The 17,004-nt window shown below is 67.2% G+C and carries 20 protein-coding genes; 9 read left to right on the top strand and 11 right to left on the bottom strand.

Annotated elements, in window-relative coordinates:
- Nucleotides 1-51 precede the first annotated feature (51 nt).
- Nucleotides 52-744, top strand: a complete 693-nt coding sequence (locus AT701_RS00705) for a GntR family transcriptional regulator (RefSeq protein WP_011726687.1) — start codon at nt 52-54, stop codon at nt 742-744.
- Between the two features lie 6 nt (nt 745-750).
- On the opposite strand, the gene AT701_RS00700 is transcribed toward AT701_RS00705, so the two are convergent.
- Together AT701_RS00700 and AT701_RS00695 are read right to left on the bottom strand one after the other, a co-directional pair.
- Nucleotides 751-1,194 (bottom strand): SRPBCC family protein, encoded by a 444-nt coding sequence (locus tag AT701_RS00700; protein ID WP_014876670.1) that lies wholly within the window; start codon nt 1,192-1,194, stop codon nt 751-753.
- 17 nt (nt 1,195-1,211) lie between these two features.
- Nucleotides 1,212-1,661, bottom strand: a complete 450-nt coding sequence (locus AT701_RS00695) for an acyl-CoA thioesterase (RefSeq protein ID WP_011726686.1) — start codon at nt 1,659-1,661, stop codon at nt 1,212-1,214.
- A gap of 35 nt (nt 1,662-1,696) precedes the next feature.
- Here AT701_RS00695 and AT701_RS00690 point away from each other — a divergent pair, with 35 nt between their 5' ends.
- From AT701_RS00690 to AT701_RS00680, 3 genes are read left to right on the top strand one after another with little or no spacing between them, the layout of a single operon-like run.
- A complete protein-coding gene (locus AT701_RS00690) occupies nt 1,697-2,788 on the top strand; it encodes an alcohol dehydrogenase catalytic domain-containing protein (RefSeq protein ID WP_011726685.1) in 1,092 nt (363 codons plus the stop codon).
- 39 nt (nt 2,789-2,827) lie between these two features.
- A complete protein-coding gene (locus AT701_RS00685; protein ID WP_058124930.1) occupies nt 2,828-3,946 on the top strand; it encodes an L-talarate/galactarate dehydratase in 1,119 nt (372 codons plus the stop codon).
- A complete protein-coding gene (locus tag AT701_RS00680) occupies nt 3,943-4,626 on the top strand; it encodes a FadR/GntR family transcriptional regulator (RefSeq protein ID WP_011726683.1) in 684 nt (227 codons plus the stop codon). Before AT701_RS00685 ends, AT701_RS00680 begins: the two co-directional genes overlap by 4 nt.
- On the opposite strand, the gene AT701_RS00675 is transcribed toward AT701_RS00680, so the two are convergent.
- The 5 genes from AT701_RS00675 to AT701_RS00655 all read right to left on the bottom strand — a co-directional run bounded on the left by AT701_RS00675 (nt 4,582) and on the right by AT701_RS00655 (nt 9,206).
- Nucleotides 4,582-6,108 carry a tripartite tricarboxylate transporter permease gene (locus tag AT701_RS00675; RefSeq protein WP_058124929.1) on the bottom strand — a complete coding sequence of 509 codons (1,527 nt, stop codon included), beginning with the start codon at nt 6,106-6,108 and terminating at the stop codon, nt 4,582-4,584. The two genes, AT701_RS00680 and AT701_RS00675, sit on opposite strands and share 45 nt — an antisense overlap.
- An 18-nt stretch (nt 6,109-6,126) precedes the next feature.
- Nucleotides 6,127-6,633: a tripartite tricarboxylate transporter TctB family protein gene (locus tag AT701_RS00670; RefSeq protein ID WP_058124928.1), complete on the bottom strand. Its 507-nt coding sequence runs from the start codon at nt 6,631-6,633 to the stop codon at nt 6,127-6,129.
- Entirely contained in the window at nt 6,633-7,640 is a 1,008-nt protein-coding gene (locus AT701_RS00665) for a tripartite tricarboxylate transporter substrate binding protein (protein ID WP_058124927.1), read from the bottom strand. The genes AT701_RS00670 and AT701_RS00665 overlap by 1 nt, the downstream gene beginning before the upstream one ends.
- 136 nt (nt 7,641-7,776) lie before the next feature.
- On the bottom strand, nt 7,777-8,550 hold the full coding sequence (locus AT701_RS00660) for an SDR family oxidoreductase (protein ID WP_003891453.1): 774 nt from the start codon (nt 8,548-8,550) through the stop codon (nt 7,777-7,779).
- Nucleotides 8,547-9,206, bottom strand: a complete 660-nt coding sequence (locus AT701_RS00655) for a TetR/AcrR family transcriptional regulator (protein ID WP_003891452.1) — start codon at nt 9,204-9,206, stop codon at nt 8,547-8,549. The genes AT701_RS00660 and AT701_RS00655 overlap by 4 nt, the downstream gene beginning before the upstream one ends.
- Nucleotides 9,207-9,324: 118 nt before the next feature.
- On the opposite strand from AT701_RS00655, the gene AT701_RS00650 reads away from it, so the two are divergent.
- The gene (locus AT701_RS00650) at nt 9,325-9,435 is read left to right on the top strand and encodes a hypothetical protein (RefSeq protein WP_011726678.1); all 111 of its coding nucleotides are present in this window, start codon (nt 9,325-9,327) and stop codon (nt 9,433-9,435) included.
- Nucleotides 9,436-9,442: 7 nt separating this feature from the next.
- Here the strand turns inward: AT701_RS00650 and AT701_RS00645 are convergent, their stop codons facing one another.
- Entirely contained in the window at nt 9,443-9,943 is a 501-nt protein-coding gene (locus tag AT701_RS00645; protein ID WP_058124926.1) for a CGNR zinc finger domain-containing protein, read from the bottom strand.
- An 84-nt stretch (nt 9,944-10,027) separates the two neighbouring features.
- On the opposite strand from AT701_RS00645, the gene AT701_RS00640 reads away from it, so the two are divergent.
- Together AT701_RS00640 and AT701_RS00635 are read left to right on the top strand one after the other, a co-directional pair.
- Complete coding sequence (locus AT701_RS00640) at nt 10,028-10,891, top strand: alpha/beta fold hydrolase (RefSeq protein ID WP_058124925.1); 864 nt, start codon at nt 10,028-10,030, stop codon at nt 10,889-10,891.
- Nucleotides 10,888-11,568, top strand: a complete 681-nt coding sequence (locus AT701_RS00635) for a haloacid dehalogenase type II (RefSeq protein ID WP_058124924.1) — start codon at nt 10,888-10,890, stop codon at nt 11,566-11,568. Before AT701_RS00640 ends, AT701_RS00635 begins: the two co-directional genes overlap by 4 nt.
- Here the strand turns inward: AT701_RS00635 and AT701_RS00630 are convergent.
- The 3 genes from AT701_RS00630 to AT701_RS00620 are packed head-to-tail and all read right to left on the bottom strand — an operon-like array spanning nt 11,549 to nt 14,225.
- Nucleotides 11,549-12,346, bottom strand: a complete 798-nt coding sequence (locus AT701_RS00630) for an ABC transporter ATP-binding protein (protein WP_058124923.1) — start codon at nt 12,344-12,346, stop codon at nt 11,549-11,551. The two genes, AT701_RS00635 and AT701_RS00630, sit on opposite strands and share 20 nt — an antisense overlap.
- Nucleotides 12,330-13,358, bottom strand: a complete 1,029-nt coding sequence (locus AT701_RS00625) for a taurine ABC transporter substrate-binding protein (RefSeq protein WP_011726676.1) — start codon at nt 13,356-13,358, stop codon at nt 12,330-12,332. The genes AT701_RS00630 and AT701_RS00625 overlap by 17 nt, the downstream gene beginning before the upstream one ends.
- Nucleotides 13,359-13,364: 6 nt before the next feature.
- Nucleotides 13,365-14,225: an ABC transporter permease gene (locus AT701_RS00620; protein WP_003891446.1), complete on the bottom strand. Its 861-nt coding sequence runs from the start codon at nt 14,223-14,225 to the stop codon at nt 13,365-13,367.
- 162 nt (nt 14,226-14,387) lie between these two features.
- Here AT701_RS00620 and AT701_RS00610 point away from each other — a divergent pair, with 162 nt between their 5' ends.
- Nucleotides 14,388-15,392: a magnesium transporter CorA family protein gene (locus AT701_RS00610; RefSeq protein WP_058124922.1), complete on the top strand. Its 1,005-nt coding sequence runs from the start codon at nt 14,388-14,390 to the stop codon at nt 15,390-15,392.
- A gap of 69 nt (nt 15,393-15,461) precedes the next feature.
- Nucleotides 15,462-17,003, top strand: coding sequence for a Re/Si-specific NAD(P)(+) transhydrogenase subunit alpha (locus AT701_RS00605; RefSeq protein ID WP_058124921.1), 1,542 nt, complete (start codon nt 15,462-15,464; stop codon nt 17,001-17,003).
- Nucleotide 17,004: the final 1 nt, after the last annotated feature.

Raw genomic sequence — 17,004 nt, 5'->3', positions numbered from 1 at the left:
AGCGATCGGGACAACCCCGATCAGCCCACCCGAGATACCACCGGAGACCACGTGAACACGCCCGTCAGGACCGGCGCGCAACCGCGCCGCGGAGTGCGTCGCGAACAACTCTCCGACGAGGTGGCGGCCCACCTGCGGGCCGAGATCATGACCGGGGCACTGCGTCCGGGCACGTTCATCAGGCTCGACGAGACCGCGGCCGCGCTGGGCGTCAGCATCACCCCGGTGCGCGAGGCGCTGCGGACCCTGCGCGGCGAGGGGATGGTGCAGCTCGAACCCCACCGCGGCCACGTCGTCGTGCCGATGAGCCGCACCGACGTCGAGGACATCTTCTGGCTGCAGGCGACCATCGCCCGCGAACTCGCCGCCACGACCGTCACCCGGATCACCGACCACCAGATCGACGAACTCGAACGCCTCAACGACGAACTCGAAATCGCCGTCGGGCGCGGCGACCCCGACGAGATCTCGACAATCGAGTTCGCGTTCCACCGTGCGTTCAACCATGCCAGCGGGCGCATCAAGCTGGCGTGGTTTCTGCTGCACGTCGCGCGGTATCTGCCCGCCCTGATCTACTCGACAGACCCCGGCTGGGGGCAGCAGGCCGTGGCCGGCCACCGGTTGCTCATCGAGGCGTTGCGGCGCCGCGACGCGCGGCGCGTCGTACAACTCAACGGCGCACAGTTCACCGACGGCGCGCGGCGACTGATCGCGCGCCTCGAAGAGATCGGGATGTGGGACTAGTTCAGATCAGCTCTGGGTGAGCTGCTCGACGCGGCCCTCGAGGGCCTTCGCGAGGTGCTCGAGGGTCTCACCCGCGAGCTTCTTGACCATCGGTCCGGGCACCGGCAGCTTCACCTCGACGTCGAGGTCCACCTGCAGCAGCGTCGAGTCCGGTCCGAGCGGCACGATCGAGAACCGCTGCTCCTGCTTGGTGAAATGATCGCCCTGCTGCAGCATCGTGAAGATCTGGTTCTCGGCCGGGTAGTACACGGCCGTGATGAACACGCCCGACTGTCCCTGGATCTCGACGTCGAGCCGCAACTGACTGGGCCTGCCGTCGTTGTACCGGGCGAGGATCCAGCACCCCTTGATCTCGGGGTTCCATTGCGGGTACGCCTCGAAGTCCGAGACGATCGACGTGATCGTCTCGGCGGAGGCGGCGACCTCGACAGTCTTGCTCACAAGCGGCATTCGCCGAGCATATCGAGCTATCGACCGGCGGCCGAAGCCAGCAGGTCACGGATGGCGTCCGGGATCGGGACCGGGCGACGGGTGTGCCGGTCGACGTACACGTGCACCCAGTGCCCGACGGCCGCGACCGGCTCGTCTGCCGCGTCTTCTGCGAACAGCGCGAGTCGATAGGTCACGCTGCTGGTGCCCAGCCGGCTCACCGCAAGGCCCACGACGAGCCTGCCGGGGAACTTCAGCTCGGTGAAATAGCGGCAGCCCGATTCGGCGACGACGCCGAGCCACGGCGCGGTGACCGGGTCGACGTCGCAGCTCGTCTGGATCCACGCGTTGATCGCGGTGTCGAACAGCTCGTAGTAGACCGCGTTGTTGAGGTGGCCGAACATGTCGTTGTCGGTCCACCGCGTGCCCACGGGCCAGTGCACGGGAAATTCTCGGCCGGTGGGCGTGGGCTCGTCGCGACGGGTCATGGCTGAAGTCTTGCAGTCGAGGCAGGCTGGTTCCCATGAAGATCCGCGGAGCCGTCCTCGAACGCATCGGTGCACCCCGTCCCTACGCCGAATCCCGGCCACTGACCATCTCCGAACTCGACCTCGCCGATCCGGGTCCGGATGAACTGCTGGTGCGCATCGAGTCCGCCGGGCTGTGCCACTCGGATCTGTCGGTCGTCGACGGCAACCGGGTGCGTCCGGTGCCGATGCTGCTGGGGCACGAGGCCGCGGGTGTGGTCGAGACGCCGGGCGCGGATCTCGAAACCGGTCAGCGCGTGGTGATGACGTTCCTGCCGCGCTGCGGATCCTGCCCGGCCTGCGGGACCGACGGGCTGACCCCCTGCGGGCCGGGATCGGTCGCCAACGGCGCGGGCACGCTGATGAACGGTGACATCCGGCTGCGTCGCGACGGCGAACCCGTGTTCCACCACCTCGGTGTGTCCGGGTTCGCGACGCACGCCGTGGTGGACCGCCGCTCGATCGTCCCGGTACCCGACGACGTGCCCGCGACGGTCGCCGCGCTGTTGGGTTGCGCGGTGCTCACGGGCGGCGGGGCCGTGCTCAACGTCGGCCGGCCGAAGCCGGGACAGACCGTCGTGGTCGTCGGTCTCGGCGGGGTGGGGATGGCCGCTGCGCTCACCGCGCTCGCGCACGACGACGTGCGGGTGGTCGGTGTCGACCAGTTGTCCGACAAGCTGGCCCGCGCAGCCGAACTCGGCGTGCACGAGACCTTCACCCCCGAGCAGGCCGCGGATCTGCGGGCCGAGGTGGTGATCGAGGCCGCGGGACATCCGGCCGCGCTGGAGACCGCGATCGGTTTGACCGGTCCTGGCGGACGGACCATCACGGTGGGCCTGCCGCGCCCCGACGCGCGGATCACGGTGTCGCCGTTGGGTTTCGTCGCCGAAGGACGGTCTCTGATCGGCAGTTACCTCGGTTCGGCGGTGCCGTCGCGCGACATCCCGCGTTTCGTCGAGTTGTGGCGCGCCGGGCGCCTGCCGGTGGAGTCGCTCGTGTCGTCGACCATCGCGCTCGACGACATCAACGCGGGCATGGACGAACTGGCCGAGGGCCGTGCGGTGCGTCAGGTGATCGACTTCGCCTGAAACCTGTCCCACTTATATGACAAGTTGTAGCCTTGTCATATGACTGACCGCATCTGCCGCCTCGCCCTCTCCCACGTCGTCCTCCCGTTACCCAATCCGGTCAGCGACGCCAAGGTGCTCACCGGCAGGCAGAAGCCGCTGACCGAGACGGTGCTGCTGTTCGTCGAGGTGAGCACCTCCGACGGCCTGCAGGGCATGGGGTTCAGCTACTCCAAGCGCGCGGGCGGTCCCGCCCAGTACACCCACCTGCACGAGATCGCCGAGGTCGCGCTCGGTCAGGACCCCTCCGACATCGACCGCATCTACCAGTCGCTGCTGTGGGCGGGCGCCTCGGTGGGACGGTCCGGGGTGGCCACGCAGGCCATCGCGGCACTCGACGTCGCGTTGTGGGATCTCAAGGCCAGGCGTGCGGGCCTGCCCCTGGCGAAACTGATCGGGGCACACCGGGATTCGTGCCGCGTGTACAACACATCCGGGGGTTTCCTGCAGGCCTCGCTCGACGAGGTCAAGGACGCTGCAACGGCGTCGCTGGAATCCGGCATAGGCGGCGTCAAGATCAAGGTGGGCCAGCCCGACTGGGCCGAGGATCTCAAACGCGTGGCCGCCATGCGCGCGCATCTCGGGGGCACCCCGTTGATGGTGGACGCCAACCAGCAGTGGGACCGCGCGAGGGCGCGGCGGATGTGTCGCGAGCTGGAGCAGTTCGACCTGGTGTGGATCGAGGAACCCCTCGACGCGTGGGACGCCGTGGGCCACGCCGATCTCAGCCACACGTTCGACACCCCGATCGCCACGGGTGAGATGCTCACGTCGGTCCCCGAGCACATGGCACTGATCGACGCCGGATACCGCGGCATCGTGCAGCCGGATGCCCCGCGCATCGGCGGCATCACACCGTTCTTGCGGTTCGCGACACTGGCGTCGCACGCCGGTCTGGCGCTCGCACCCCACTACGCAATGGAGATCCACCTGCATCTCGCGGCCACCTATCCGACCGAGCCGTGGGTCGAGCACTTCGAGTGGCTCAACCCACTGTTCAACGAGCGCATCGAGATCCGCGACGGCCGCATGTGGCTGCCCGACCGCCCGGGCCTGGGTTTCACGCTGAGTGATCAGATGCGGGCGCTGACCCGGGAGCAGGCAGAATTCCAGGCGTGAGCACATCGCTGGCGCAGCGGGTGGTCGCCGGGCTGAAGGACAAGATCTTCGCCGGCGACCTGCCGCCCGGCCACAAACTGCCGTCCGAGGCCGAGCTCATCGACGAGTTCGGGGTGTCGCGCACCGTGGTGCGTGAGGCCGTCACACGCCTGCGTGCCGAGGGTCTCATCGAAACCTTCCAGGGCCGAGGGTCTTTCGTACTCGCGGTGCCCGAACCCACCGCGTTCACCATCGAGTCCGCGGCCATCCGGACCCAACGCGACGTGCTCGACATGGTGGACTTCCGCCTCGGTGTGGAATGCGAGGCGGCCGCACTGGCCGCCGCGCGCATCGATGCCCGCGGCCGCGACGCGGTCCGTACCGCGCTCGACGAATTCGTCGGCGCCGCACCGGAGGACGCCGTCGAGGCCGACTTCCGATTCCACCGCACGATTGCCGAGGTCAGCGGGAACCGGTTCTACCTCGACCTGTTGAACTCGCTGGGTCCCATGATGATCATGCTGCCGCGCACGCGCCTGGGCGACGCGCATTCGATCACCGACGCCGCGCACGCCGAGCGGGTCCGCCGTGAGCACGATCAGGTGGCGGCCGCGGTGGCCGCAGGGGACCCGGATCTGGCGCGGGCCGCCATGCGCCTACACCTTGGTAACACTCGACGGCGTCTCGCCGGTGACAGGTGATTTCGCGCGGGAGCGCAGCAGCTGACGGATCACCGGGATCGCCACCACCGCAACGAGTATCGCCAGGATCGTCCCGGACAACGGCCGTGTGACGAATCCCGTCGGGTCACCGCCGAAGATGAGCAGCGACCGGCGCACGTTGGACTCGACGAGCGAACCGAGCACGAACGCCAGCACCAGCGGACCCGGATCGAATCCGGTCTTCTTCATCAGGTAGCCCACGACACCGAACGCGATCATCACGAAGATGTCGAACACCGAGTTGTTGATCGTGTAGACGCCCAGCAGCGTGATGAGCGCCGTGATCGGCGCGAGGATCGCGGGCCGCACGCGCAGGATCCGCACGAACAACCCGACGAGCGGGATGCTCAGGATCAGCAGCGCCAGGTTGCCGATGTACATCGAGTTGATGACGCCCCAGAACAGGTCCGGGTGCTCCCCGACCAGCTGGGGACCGGGCGAGATGCCCAGGATCAGCAGCGCTCCGAACAGCATGGCCATCGACGCGTTGGCAGGGATACCGATGGTGAGCAACGGGATGAACGACGATGTCGCCGCGGCGTTGTTGGCGGTCTCGGGTGCCGCGACGCCTTCCACCGCGCCCTTGCCGAATCGTTCGGGATGCTTCGACCGCTTCTTCTCGGTCGCGTAGGCGACCAGCGAGGCCAGCACGGCACCACCGCCGGGGAGCACGCCGAGCACGAACCCGATCACCGATCCGCGCCCGATGGCGCCCGACGACTGGCGCAGGTCTTTGCGCGACGGCCACGCGTTGCCGACCTTGGCCGGTACGTGCGGTTTTCCGTGGCGCTGTTCGAGGTTGTAGAGAATCTCACCGACGCCGAACAGGCCCATGGCCACCACGACGAAGTCGATGCCGTCGGCCAGTTGCAGGCTCTCGAAGGTGAAACGCGATGCGCCGCTGAAACTGTCGCGCCCGACCGTCGCCAGCAGCAGGCCCACGGCCGCCGCGATCAGCGACTTGAGCATGTTGCCGTTGCCGATGGTGGCCACCAGCAGCACCCCCAGCAGCGCCAGCGCGGCGTACTCCGGGGGGCCGAAATCGAGCGCCACCTCGGCGACCACAGGCGCCAGCAGCGACAGACCGACGATCGAGATCGTCGCCCCCACAAAGGATCCGATGGCCGCGACACCGAGCGCGGTTCCGGCCCTGCCCTGCTTGGCGAGCGCGAAACCGTCGAACACCGTCACCACCGACGACGCCTCACCGGGCAGTCGCAGCAGCACCGACGTGATGGTGCCGCCGTACTGGGCCCCGTAGTAGATGCCCGCGAGCATGATGATCGCCGATACGGGGTCGATGGTGTAGGTGATGGGCAGCAGGATCGCGATGGTGGCTGCCGGGCCGAGGCCCGGCAGTACGCCGATCACCATGCCGATGAGCACACCGACGAGGCAGTACAGCAGGTTCTGGGGTTCGACGACCAGTGCGAACCCGTCCAGGAATGCGTTGAGGTCCATGGGTCTCGGGCAGGTGCCCTAGAAACTGATCAGGTGTGGCAGCGGGATCCGCAGCCCGTAGAGGAACAGGAAGTAGAACACCGCGGTGGTGACCACGCTGACGATCGCTGTGCTGCGCCAGCTTTCGCCACCGAGGAACCGCAACCAGATCACGCACAGCACCAGCGCGGGGATCTCGAACCCGATCAGGGGCATCAGCAGTCCGAAACCCACGAACGTCACCGCGCCGGCGGCCGCGAGCACGCTGCTGCGGGTGAACGCCTCGGTGTCGGTGAGCTTGCGGCCCAGCAGGAGCAGCAGCGCCGAGAGCACCGTGATGACGATGCCGACGACGAAGGGCCACAGGCCGGGTCCGGGTTGGTGCAGGGTCCCGAGCCCGTAGCCGTGGGCCAGCACCGCCGCACCGGCGCCGAGGGCGATCCCGACGACCGCGGCGACCGTCTGATACCACGGTCCGCCTGCCGGCGGCTGCTGCTCCTCGGGCGCCTCCTGAGGCGCGGTCACGGCAGCCAGCGTGTCGCTCATCAGCTGGCTCGCAGGTCGATGCCGAACTCCTTGGTGAGGTCGGCATATCGCTTGCTGTCCGCCTTGAGTTGCTCGAGGACCTCGGGGCCGGGTTGCTCCATGGGCGTCAGGCTGTTCTGCTCGTTGAACTTCTTGTACGCGTCGGTGGCGAAGGTGGCCTCCAGGCCTTCGACGATGCGGTCACGGACCTCTTGCGGGGTGCCCTTGGGCACCGTCATGAAGCGGTACTGCGTGACCTCGACGTCGAGTCCCTGTTCCTTGGCGGTGGGCACCTCGGGCAGGTAGTCGATGCGCTCCGGGCCGAACACCGAGAGCGGGATCAGCTTGTCGGACTGGATGTTCTCGATGGCCTCGCCCACCTGCAGGACCGCGACGTCGATCTGGTTGCCCAGCAGTGCCGTGAGGGCGGGCGCACCGCCGTCGAACGGTACGGCCTGCGACGGCACGTCGGCCGACTTGAACAGCAGCGCGGCGGCCAGTTGCGCGCCCGTGCCGACGCCGGTGGTGCCGTAGCGCACGGGCTTGGTCGCGGCCTCGAGGTCTCCTATGGTCTTGTAGCCGCTCGCCGGGTTGGTGACCAGCACGTAGTCGTCGCGCGAGACGCCGTAGACGACGTCGAAATCGTCGATGTCGGTGACCTCGCCGGGTGACACGGCGAGTGGTGTGATGGTGAACAGCGACGCGTTCTGGATGGCGATCACCGAGCCGTCGGGCTTGGCCTTGGAGACCTCGGCGGCCGCGAGGGCGCCGTTGGCGCCTTCGCGATTGATCACCGGGAATGACGCGCCCAGCGAGTCGCTGAGCCCTTTGGACACCGCGCGACTGATCAGGTCACTGGAGCCGCCTGCCGAAGCCCCGACGTACATCTCGACGGTGCCGGACGGATAGGTGCCGCCGGATCCGCCGCCGGTCGTGTTCTGTACGCCGCCACAGCCACTGAGCACCAGGCCGGCGGCAGCAGCAGCGGCCAGGACGAGGCGGGTACGGCGAAGAGCGGGTATCGCCATGACTTTGCTCCTGTTGAGTGATCCGACCCGGTGAGGGCAGCCGCTGTGGCGGCTATCACTACAAACTAGGGAGCGTGGCAATACCTGTCCAAGGCCGAATTGGTATCGCTCAATACCGTCCTTGGATCAATCCGTATCAGCGGATGGTGCTGACCCCGCCGTCCACCGGAATCACCGCGCCCGTGATGTACGTGCTGGCGCGGCTCGCGAGAAACACCGCGATACCGGCGATGTCGTCGGGCCGCCCGACACGGCGCAGCGGAAGCGCGGAACCGACGGCGTCCTCGCCGGCAGCAAGCAGTTCCTTGGTCATCCGGGACGGGAAGAGCCCCGGCGCGATGGCGTTCACGAGGATGTGCGGGGCGAGTTCACCCGCGAGGTGGCGCGTGAGCATGTGCACCGCGGCTTTGCTGGCGCTGTAGGAGAAGTTGTCGCGGCCACGGCCGGGCGCGACGATTCCGTCGATGCTGCCGGTGTTGATCACGCGCGCCGGATCGTCGTCGGTGGCACCTGCGCGCAGCAATGGGGTGAGCGCCCGCGTCAGCAGGAAGACACCTTTGACGTTGACGTTGTAGACCTTGTCGAAGCCCGACTCCGGGAAGTCCTCGTACGGGGCGCCCCATGCCGCGCCCGCGTTGTTGAACAGCGCGTGGATCGCGTTCTCGCGGCCCGTGATCGCCGCGGTCAGCGTCGTGACACCCTCCGCGGTGCCCAGATCGGCGGGCACGGCCTCGACCCGGCCGAGCGGCGACAGTTCGGCCACGGCCGCGGACAGCTCGGCCTCCTTGCGGCCCGCGATGTACACGCTCGCGCCTGCCTGCAGCAGGCCGCGCGCGATCATCAGGCCGATGCCGCGGCCGCCTCCGGTGACGACCGCGACCTTGCCGTCCAACCCGAACAGGTCACTCATCGCTGCTCTTCGCTGCCGGCCTGCACGTCGATGCCCAACGGGGACTCGACCCGGATGTTCTCGTCGCGGATCAGCCCGCGCAGCAGTGCGGTGCTGAACTCCACCGCGATCTCCTTGGCGGTGCGACGGCCGTGCGGGCGCAGCCAGCGGTAGGCGCCGAGCACCATCCCGATGTAGCCCAGCGCGAGCACGTGCGAGTCGCAGTCGTAGAACTCGCCGCTTGCGATCCCCCGGTCGATCACGTCGCGCACATGCTCGTAGACCTGCGCCTCGGAGTGCCGGATGTACTCGACCTGCTCCTCGGTGAACCACTCGGCGATGTAGGGGCCCTCCTGGAAGTACACGGCGGCACGCTCCAGGTCGTTGGCGATCCCCACCATCAGGCGCCGGGTGAAGTGGTAGATGGTCTCGCGCGCTGACGAGGTCGGATCGTCGTGCAGGGCCTCGACCGTGAAGTCGGCGGCGCTCTTGTAGATGTCGTAGAGGATGAGCGATTTGCTCGCGTAGTAGTGGTACACGGTGGCCTTGTTCAGGCCGACCGCTTCAGCCACGTCGTCCATCCGGGTGCCGTGGTAGCCGCGGGCTGCGAACAGTTTCGCCGCGACGTTCAGCAGTTCTTCGCGGCGGGAAGTTCCGTTGTTGGCGGCGGAAGTCATGGGACACTCACTTTATCGGCCTCGCCCGGACAGCCCCGGGGCGTTCAATCAACTAGATGGTTGATTCAGTGTAGGCAATCGCGGCCCTGCTTGCGTTCGCTCGGTCTAGACTGCGGGCATGGATCCGAATCCTGACTACGATCTCAGCGACGAAGGCGAGTTCTTCTTCAACTGGATCCCGTGGGGCCTTCGTGGCGTGTACCCGCCGCCGGCCTATCCCCCGGTGTAAACCCGGGTTACTTCTCACTCCCCTTGGCGCGCTGGTAATGCCTGCGCGCCTTCATGCGGTTGCCGCAGATCGCCATCGAACACCACCGCGCGGTGTTGGGCTTGCTCCGGTCGATCAGGAACAGCCGGCACTCGTCGTTGGCGCACGCCCGTAGCCGCCCCGGGCTGTTGATGCGCAACGCGTCCCACGCCAACACGGCGCGCGCGGCGGGCGATGCGGCCAGTTCCCAACTCACGCCGTCCGGCGTCATCTTCGGGCGCATCGTCACGTCGCCGAGGAAGCGGTCGAGGGCGCTCGGCGTCCGCATTCCCCGCACCACATCCTGAAGCAGGTCTCGCACGGCAATCAGGTCGCCCCGCGAGCTTTCCACCCCGCGCGCTCGCATCCACGCCCGTGCGCTGTCGTCATCTGCGAGATCGTCGCGTTCTTGCCCGTCCACCACCGGTGTGGTGTTGAGCAGATCGAGCAGGAATTCCTCGTCCCGTCGGTCGACCACGGCCACGTCCATTCCTAACCTCCAAATGCCTATTGACAGGTTATATCATCACGCGCAGACTGACCTAACTATCAATCACTCTTTAGGAGGTTAGTCATGAACATCCATCACCGCTACGCCACCGTCGACGGGCAACGCATCTTCTACCGTGCGGCCGGGCCGGCCGACGCACCGCCGATCGTGCTGTTGCACGGGTTCCCCACCAGCTCGTTCATGTTTCGCGACCTCATCCCGCTTCTCGCCAGGAACCATCGCGTCATCGCGCCCGATCACCTGGGATTCGGTTTCTCGGACGCACCGTCGGCCGATGAGTTCGACTACACCTTCGACGCACTCGCCGATCTGACCGAGGGCCTGCTCACCCACCTCGGGATCGTCCGCTATGCGATCTACGTCCAGGACTACGGCGCACCGATCGGCTGGCGTCTGGCGCTGCGGCACCCGGAGGCCATCAGCGCGATCGTGACCCAGAACGGCAACGGATACGTTGAAGGCTTTGTGGATGGTTTCTGGTCGACGGTGTGGGACTACCACCGTGAGCAGACCCCGCAGACCGAGGCCGCCATCCGCACGGCCCTGGATCCCGAGTCCGTCAAATGGCAGTACGTCACAGGCGTTGCCGACGAGAGCCTGGTGAGCCCCGACACCTGGAACCACGATGCGGCACAACTGGCGCGTCCGGGCAACGACGTCATCCAGCTCAAGCTGTTCGCCGACTACGCGACCAATCCCCCGCTGTATCCGACGCTGCACGAATACCTGCGCACCAGTGGGGTTCCCGTCCTCGCGGTGTGGGGCCGCAACGATCCGATCTTCGGCCCCGACGGGGCCAGGGCCTTCGAGAAGGACGCGACCGACGCCGAGATCCACCTGCTCGACGGCGGGCACTTCCTGCTCGAAACCCACGTCGACGAGGTCGCCGGGCTGATCGACTCATTTCTGGACAGGAAGGTTTCATGACCGAACACGTGCTGGTCTTCGACGTCAACGAGACGCTCATCGATCTCGAGTCGCTCACACCCCATTTCGAGCGGACCTTCTCAGACCCGCACGTGCTGCGTGAGTGGTTCGGGCAGTTGGTGATGCACTCGATGGCACTCACGCTGTCGGGCAACTACACCGACTTCTTCACGCTCGGGCAGGGCGTGCTGAGGATGCTCGCCGACATCCACGGCGTGACGATCTCCGACGACGATGTGCAAGCGCTCGCCGAAGGGATGCGCACCATGCCGGCCTACCCCGATGTCGAAGAAGGTCTGCAACGGTTACGGGGCAACGGTTATCGCCTTGTCACACTGACCAATTCACCGCACCACCAGGGCGCGACACCACTCGAGAACGCCGGGCTGGCCGGGTATTTCGAGCGTCAGTTCACCGTCGGCGAGCACCGGGTCTTCAAGCCGTCGACGTCGCTCTACACCCACGTCGCGTCGGCGCTCGGAGTGGAGCCGGGCCAGTGCACCATGGTCGCCTCGCACACGTGGGACCTCCTCGGCGCGCAGTCCGCCGGCTACCGCGGTGCGCTGATCACCCGGCCGGGCAATGCGCCACTGACCGCACCCGGGGTACCCCAGCCCCAGATCGTCGCGGCAGATCTGCTGCAGCTCAACGACGTTCTCACGCGGCAGCGGCTTTGACGGCCTCCCCGACCTCGGTGCGCAACCGGTGGAATTCCGGCGAGCGCCGCAGTTCCTGCGGATCGACCCCGGTGCGTGGCAGGTCGACCGGAAGGTCGAGCGCCACCTTGCCGGGCCGACGTGTCAGCACCACGATGCGTGATCCCAGGAACGCGGCCTCGTCGGCGGAGTGCGTGACGAACACCGTGGTACGGCCCGAATCGGCGCTGACCTGACGGACGTCGTCCTGCAGGCGTTCTCGCGTGAGCGCGTCGAGCGCGGCAAAGGGCTCGTCGAGCAGGAACAGCGGGGTCTCGGCGGCCAGTGCCCGCGCGATCGCCACGCGCTGCTGCTGGCCGCCGCTGATCTCCCAGATCTTGCGCTTCTCGGTGCCTTCCAGGCCGACGCGTTCCAGCAGTTGTGTGCGCCGTTCGGCGCGACGCTCACGCGGCACCTTGGCATATTTGAGGGCGAGGTCGATGTTGCCGCCCACGGTGCGCCACGGGAACAGCCGCGGCTGCTGGAACACCACCCCGGAGGTGACGCCGGGGGTCGGGCGTGAACCCGCCACCACCACCTCACCCTCGGTCGGAGTCTCGAAACCCGCGATCAGGCGCAGCAGTGTGCTCTTTCCACATCCGGACGCTCCTACCAGCACAACGAACGCACCCGGCTCCACGTCGAGGTCCACCGGACCGAGCGCGGTGACCTCGTTCGGTCCGCGGCCGTAGCGGTGAGCCACGTTCCTGATGCGCAGCTCACCTTCGGCACCCGGCCCGGCCTCACTTGCTGATGGCACCCGGCAGGCCCTTCGTGTAGATCGCGTCCTCGAACGTCCCCAGCGGCGCGGCTTCCGGGATCTGCTTCTGCTCGGCGAGGAACTCCGACGCGCTCTGCAGATTCGCGGCGATGTTGCCCGGCTTGCCGTCGGAGCCCAGCCACTGCTCCGAGGCGACCTCCGCGGGAGTCAGGTACACACCCTGCTTCAACTGGCCCGCAACGTCTTCCGGTGACAGCCCGATCTCGGCAGCGATGGCCTTGGCCGCGGCGTCGGGATCGTCCTTGATCACGTCGAGCGCACGGGCCTCCTGCTCACGCCACGTGTCGACGACGTCGGGGTGCTCCGTGGCGAACTTGTCGGAGACCACGCCCAGATCCAGCGTCGGCTTGCCGTCGGCGGCCAGCTCACGGCTGGTGATGAGGTCCTTGCCGGTCTTGCGGAGATCATCCAGCGTCGGTAGCCAGCTGTAGGCGGCCGCGATGTCGCCGCGCTCCCACGCCGCCAGGATGGCCTGCGGCTGCAGATCGATGAGCTGAACATCGTTGGGCGACAGACCGTTCTGCGCGAGCGCGGCCAGCAGGCTGTAGTGCGCGGTGGAGGCGAACGGCGTCGCGACACGCTTGCCGCGCAGGTCCGCGATGCTGTTGACACCGCTGCCGTCGCGCGCGACGAGGGCCTCGTTGTCACCGGCGACGTCGAGCACGAACGCGACCTTGTAAGGGATGTTCAGCGGTGCGGACAGACCGCGGGCCACCGGGCTGGAACCCAGTGCCCCGAAGTCGAGTTCACCCGCGACGAACGCGGTGTTGACGTCGGCACCGGAGTCGAACTTGGTCCACTTGATGTTGTAGTCCGGCAGTGCCTCTTCCAGCCAACCGTTGTTCTTGACGATCAGATCGCCGCTCGGGAACGTCTGGTAGCCAACGCGAATGGTGGGTTTTTCGGCGTCCTGTTCCGAGTTGTCCACCGCGCAGCCGGCCAGCGCCAGCGCCGAGGCTGCGGTGGCAACGAGCAGTGACTTGAGTTTCATATCTTGCTAGACCTTTCCGATCCACGGGACAGCACGCCTTTCCACAGCGCGCAATAAACCGTCGATCACCAGACCGGAGAACCCGATTGCGAAGATTCCGACCAGCACGACGGGAGTGTTGTTGTAGTTGCTCGCGTCCTTGACCAGGCCGCCGACTCCGGGGATGCCGTTGAACAACTCCGCGGCGACCACCGACGAATAGGCCATGCCCACGGCCAACCGGATGCCGGTGAAGGTTTCCGGCAGCGCCGAGGGCACCACGACGTCGCGGATCACCTGGGCACGCGTGGCTCCGAGTGCCCGCGCGGCCTCCTGCAGGCCGACGGGTGCGGCGACGACGGCCGCCGTGGTGGCCACCGCGGCCGGCGGCAGGGCTGCGAGCGCGAGCAGCGTGATCTTGGGGGCCTCGTCGATGCCGAGCCAGATGACCAACAGGAAGAAATAGGCCAGCGGCGGCAGCGCCCGCAGGAATGTGAGCCACGGTTCCAGCACGCTGCGCAGCCAGCCCACCGAACCCATGAGCAGGCCCAGCAGCACGCCGAGGACCACGCCGATCACCACACCGGCCACCACACGGCGCAGTGTCATGTACAGGTGCTCGACCAGCAGGTACCCCGCGTATCCGCGGACACCGTCATGCGTGGTGGACAGATCGATGAACGCACGCCACACCGCGCTGGGGTACGGCACGAAGGTCTGGTTCCAGATGCCCGCCACCGCGACGGCCTGCCACACCGCGAAGAACACCGCGACCGACAGCAGCGGCAGCAGGGCCTTGGTGAGGATGGCGCGCCCGCGGTTGGACGGCGCCGCGGGGCGCGGGGAATCCGTCTCGGACTGGGGCACGATATCGACGAAGACAGACACGGTTGCCGACTTTCTGTTGCTGGGAGAACGGGAGGCGTTGCGTCAGCAACAGCAGCAGTCGGCAGACAGCGTCGTGTTCACCCGGCTATTCGTACCGACGGCGGCCGACTCCGTGAAGATCTCGAATCGCCGTGAGTTTTTCTCGCGTGGTTGACTCACGGCATGGCGCAGGTGCACGGCCGAGTCTGGCGATCCGGTCAGTCGGCCGAGGATTTCTCGTTCTCGGCCATCTCGGACTATCTCGCCGACGACGACACGCTGGTGTGGGCCGACATCTACGACCCGGACCATCAGACACTGCTGGACCTGGCGGCCGAACTCGGGCTCAACACCTGGGCCGTCGAAGATGCCGTCGCACCCAAGGAGCGCACCAAGGCCTCGGTGTACAAGACCCACACGTTCTTCACGGTCTACGCCGTCGACATCCTCAGCTCCGGCGGCGGCACCGGATCGCTTCTGGTGAAGCACCGCATCTCGGCGTTCGTGTTGCCGCACGGGCTGATCACGGTCCGGTTGCCCGGCCTCGACGGGGCCGCCCACGAGTTCGACATCCACGAGGTGTCACGACGCTTCGACGACCTCGGCGGCCAGAGATACGGCGTCGGATCCCTGGTGCACGGACTGCTCGACGTCGTGGTGGACGGGCACTTCGAGGCCGTCGAAGCGCTCGACGACGCGATCGAGGGACTCGAAGACGAACTGTTCGACGACCGCGGCCCCAACCACGGCCTGCAACGACGCACGTTCCGGTTGCGCAAGGACCTCGTCGAACTGCGCCGCGTCGTGCTGCCGACGCGCGAGGTGGTCAGCACCATCCAGCACCGCAGGCTGGACTCCCGGACATCCCCCGAACTCGATCCGCTCTACGCCGACCTGTACGACCACGTCCTGCGCGCATCGGAATGGACAGAGTCCCTGCGCGACATGGTGACAACGGTGTTCGAGACCCATCTGTCGCTGCAGGACGCCCGCCTCAACACCGTGATGAAGAAGCTGACCGGATGGGCCGCGATCATCGCGGTGCCGACCGCCATCACCGGCTTCTACGGGCAGAACGTCACCTATCCCGGAGTAGACACAGTGGCCGGATTTGTCACCAGCTCTGCGCTGATCGCCGTCCTGGTCGGTCTGCTATACGTGATGTTCAAGCGCCGCGATTGGCTGTAGGCGACCGCTCCGGACGTTGTGACGGATGCGACACTCATCCATGCCGACCGACAGATTGGACCGTTGCCGATGATGATTGGGATACCTCGAGAGTCCCAACCTGGGGAGACCCGTGTGGCTGCCACTCCGCAGACCGTGGGTCAGATTCTCAAGCTGGGTTACTCGGTGGTCGTGGAGTCCGGTGCGGGTGCGGCGGCGAGTTTTTCCGATGCGGCGTATGCCGATGCCGGTGCGCAGATCGGCTCGGCCGATGCGGTGTGGTCGGCCGATGTGGTGATGAAGGTCAACGCACCATCGGAGGGCGAGATCGCCGCGCTGCGTGACGGTGCGACCCTGATCAGTCTGATCTCCCCGGCGCTGCGCCCGGATCTGGTGGAGCAGCTGGGTACACGCAACATCACGGTGCTGGCGATGGATGCGGTGCCGCGGATCTCGCGGGCGCAGTCGCTGGACGTGTTGTCGTCGATGGCCAACATCGCCGGTTACCGCGCGGTGGTCGAGGCCGCCCACGCCTTCGGCCGGTTCTTCACCGGGCAGGTGACCGCGGCGGGCAAGGTGCCCCCGGCCAAGGTGCTGGTGGTCGGTGCCGGTGTCGCCGGATTGGCGGCCATCGGCGCGGCAGGCAGCCTCGGGGCGATCGTGCGCGCGACCGACCCGCGCCCCGAGGTCGCCGATCAGGTGGCCTCCCTGGGTGGGGAGTACCTGGCGGTGGATGACTCGGGCGAGGTGGCTGAAGTCTCCAAGACCGGTTACGCCAAGGAGATGGGCGAGGACTACAAGGCCCGTGAGGCGGCACTGTATGCCGAGCAGTGCAAGGACGTCGACATCATCATCACCACGGCGCTGATCCCCGGGCGGCCCGCGCCGCGCATCATCACCGCCGAGATGGTGGCGTCGATGAAGGCCGGCAGCGTGATCGTGGACATGGCCGCGGCCAACGGCGGCAACGTCGAGGGCACGGTCAAGGACCAGGCCATCGTGACCGACAACGGCGTGACGATCATCGGCTACACCGATCTGGCCGGGCGACTGCCCGCGCAGTCCTCACAGCTCTACGGCACCAACCTGGTGAACCTGCTCAAGCTGTTGACCCCGGAGAAGGACGGCAAGGTCGTCCTGGACTTCGACGATGTGGTGCAGCGGTCGATCACCGTGGTGCGCGACGGCGAGATCACCTGGCCCCCACCCCCGGTGCAGGTTTCGGCCGCCCCCGCCGCGCAGCCCGCCGCTGCCGCACCCGCGGTCAAGGAAGAAAAGCAGCCGATGTCCACCGGGCGCCGGCTGGGAGTGGCGTTCGCCGCGGCGGCGGTGCTGTTCGCACTCATCGCGCTGTCCCCGGCCGCGCTGCAGGTGCACCTGGTGGTGTTCGCGTTGGCGATCGTGATCGGGTACTACGTGATCGGCAACGTCCATCACGCGCTGCACACCCCGCTGATGTCGGTGACCAACGCGATCTCGGGCATCATCGTGGTCGGTGCGCTGTTGCAGATCGGCCACCACAACACCGCCATCACCGCGCTGGCCTTCGTGGCCATCCTGTTGGCCAGTATCAACGTCTTCGGCGGCTTCGCGGTGACGCGTCGCATGCTCGCGATGTTCTCCCGCAGCTAGA

Origin of the sequence: Mycolicibacterium smegmatis, from assembly GCF_001457595.1 — a bacterium.
GTDB classification, from domain to species: domain Bacteria; phylum Actinomycetota; class Actinomycetes; order Mycobacteriales; family Mycobacteriaceae; genus Mycobacterium; species Mycobacterium smegmatis.
This window is presented reverse-complemented; position numbering and strand designations above follow the sequence as displayed.

Excerpts from the sequence above, each read along its gene's own strand:
- AT701_RS00670 (WP_058124928.1), bottom strand. The coding sequence starts at position 6,633 with ATGAGCGACACGCTGGCTGCCGTGACCGCGCCTCAGGAGGCGCCCGAG.
- AT701_RS00605 (WP_058124921.1), top strand. The coding sequence starts at position 15,462 with ATGATGATTGGGATACCTCGAGAGTCCCAACCTGGGGAGACCCGTGTG.
- AT701_RS00610 (WP_058124922.1), top strand. The coding sequence starts at position 14,388 with ATGGCGCAGGTGCACGGCCGAGTCTGGCGATCCGGTCAGTCGGCCGAG.
- AT701_RS00685 (WP_058124930.1), top strand. The coding sequence starts at position 2,828 with ATGACTGACCGCATCTGCCGCCTCGCCCTCTCCCACGTCGTCCTCCCG.
- AT701_RS00690 (WP_011726685.1), top strand. The coding sequence starts at position 1,697 with ATGAAGATCCGCGGAGCCGTCCTCGAACGCATCGGTGCACCCCGTCCC.
- AT701_RS00625 (WP_011726676.1), bottom strand. The coding sequence starts at position 13,358 with ATGAAACTCAAGTCACTGCTCGTTGCCACCGCAGCCTCGGCGCTGGCG.
- AT701_RS00650 (WP_011726678.1), top strand. The coding sequence starts at position 9,325 with ATGGATCCGAATCCTGACTACGATCTCAGCGACGAAGGCGAGTTCTTC.
- AT701_RS00665 (WP_058124927.1), bottom strand. The coding sequence starts at position 7,640 with ATGGCGATACCCGCTCTTCGCCGTACCCGCCTCGTCCTGGCCGCTGCT.
- AT701_RS00660 (WP_003891453.1), bottom strand. The coding sequence starts at position 8,550 with ATGAGTGACCTGTTCGGGTTGGACGGCAAGGTCGCGGTCGTCACCGGA.
- AT701_RS00700 (WP_014876670.1), bottom strand. The coding sequence starts at position 1,194 with ATGCCGCTTGTGAGCAAGACTGTCGAGGTCGCCGCCTCCGCCGAGACG.
- AT701_RS00640 (WP_058124925.1), top strand. The coding sequence starts at position 10,028 with ATGAACATCCATCACCGCTACGCCACCGTCGACGGGCAACGCATCTTC.
- AT701_RS00675 (WP_058124929.1), bottom strand. The coding sequence starts at position 6,108 with ATGGACCTCAACGCATTCCTGGACGGGTTCGCACTGGTCGTCGAACCC.
- AT701_RS00645 (WP_058124926.1), bottom strand. The coding sequence starts at position 9,943 with ATGGACGTGGCCGTGGTCGACCGACGGGACGAGGAATTCCTGCTCGAT.
- AT701_RS00655 (WP_003891452.1), bottom strand. The coding sequence starts at position 9,206 with ATGACTTCCGCCGCCAACAACGGAACTTCCCGCCGCGAAGAACTGCTG.
- AT701_RS00695 (WP_011726686.1), bottom strand. The coding sequence starts at position 1,661 with ATGACCCGTCGCGACGAGCCCACGCCCACCGGCCGAGAATTTCCCGTG.
- AT701_RS00635 (WP_058124924.1), top strand. The coding sequence starts at position 10,888 with ATGACCGAACACGTGCTGGTCTTCGACGTCAACGAGACGCTCATCGAT.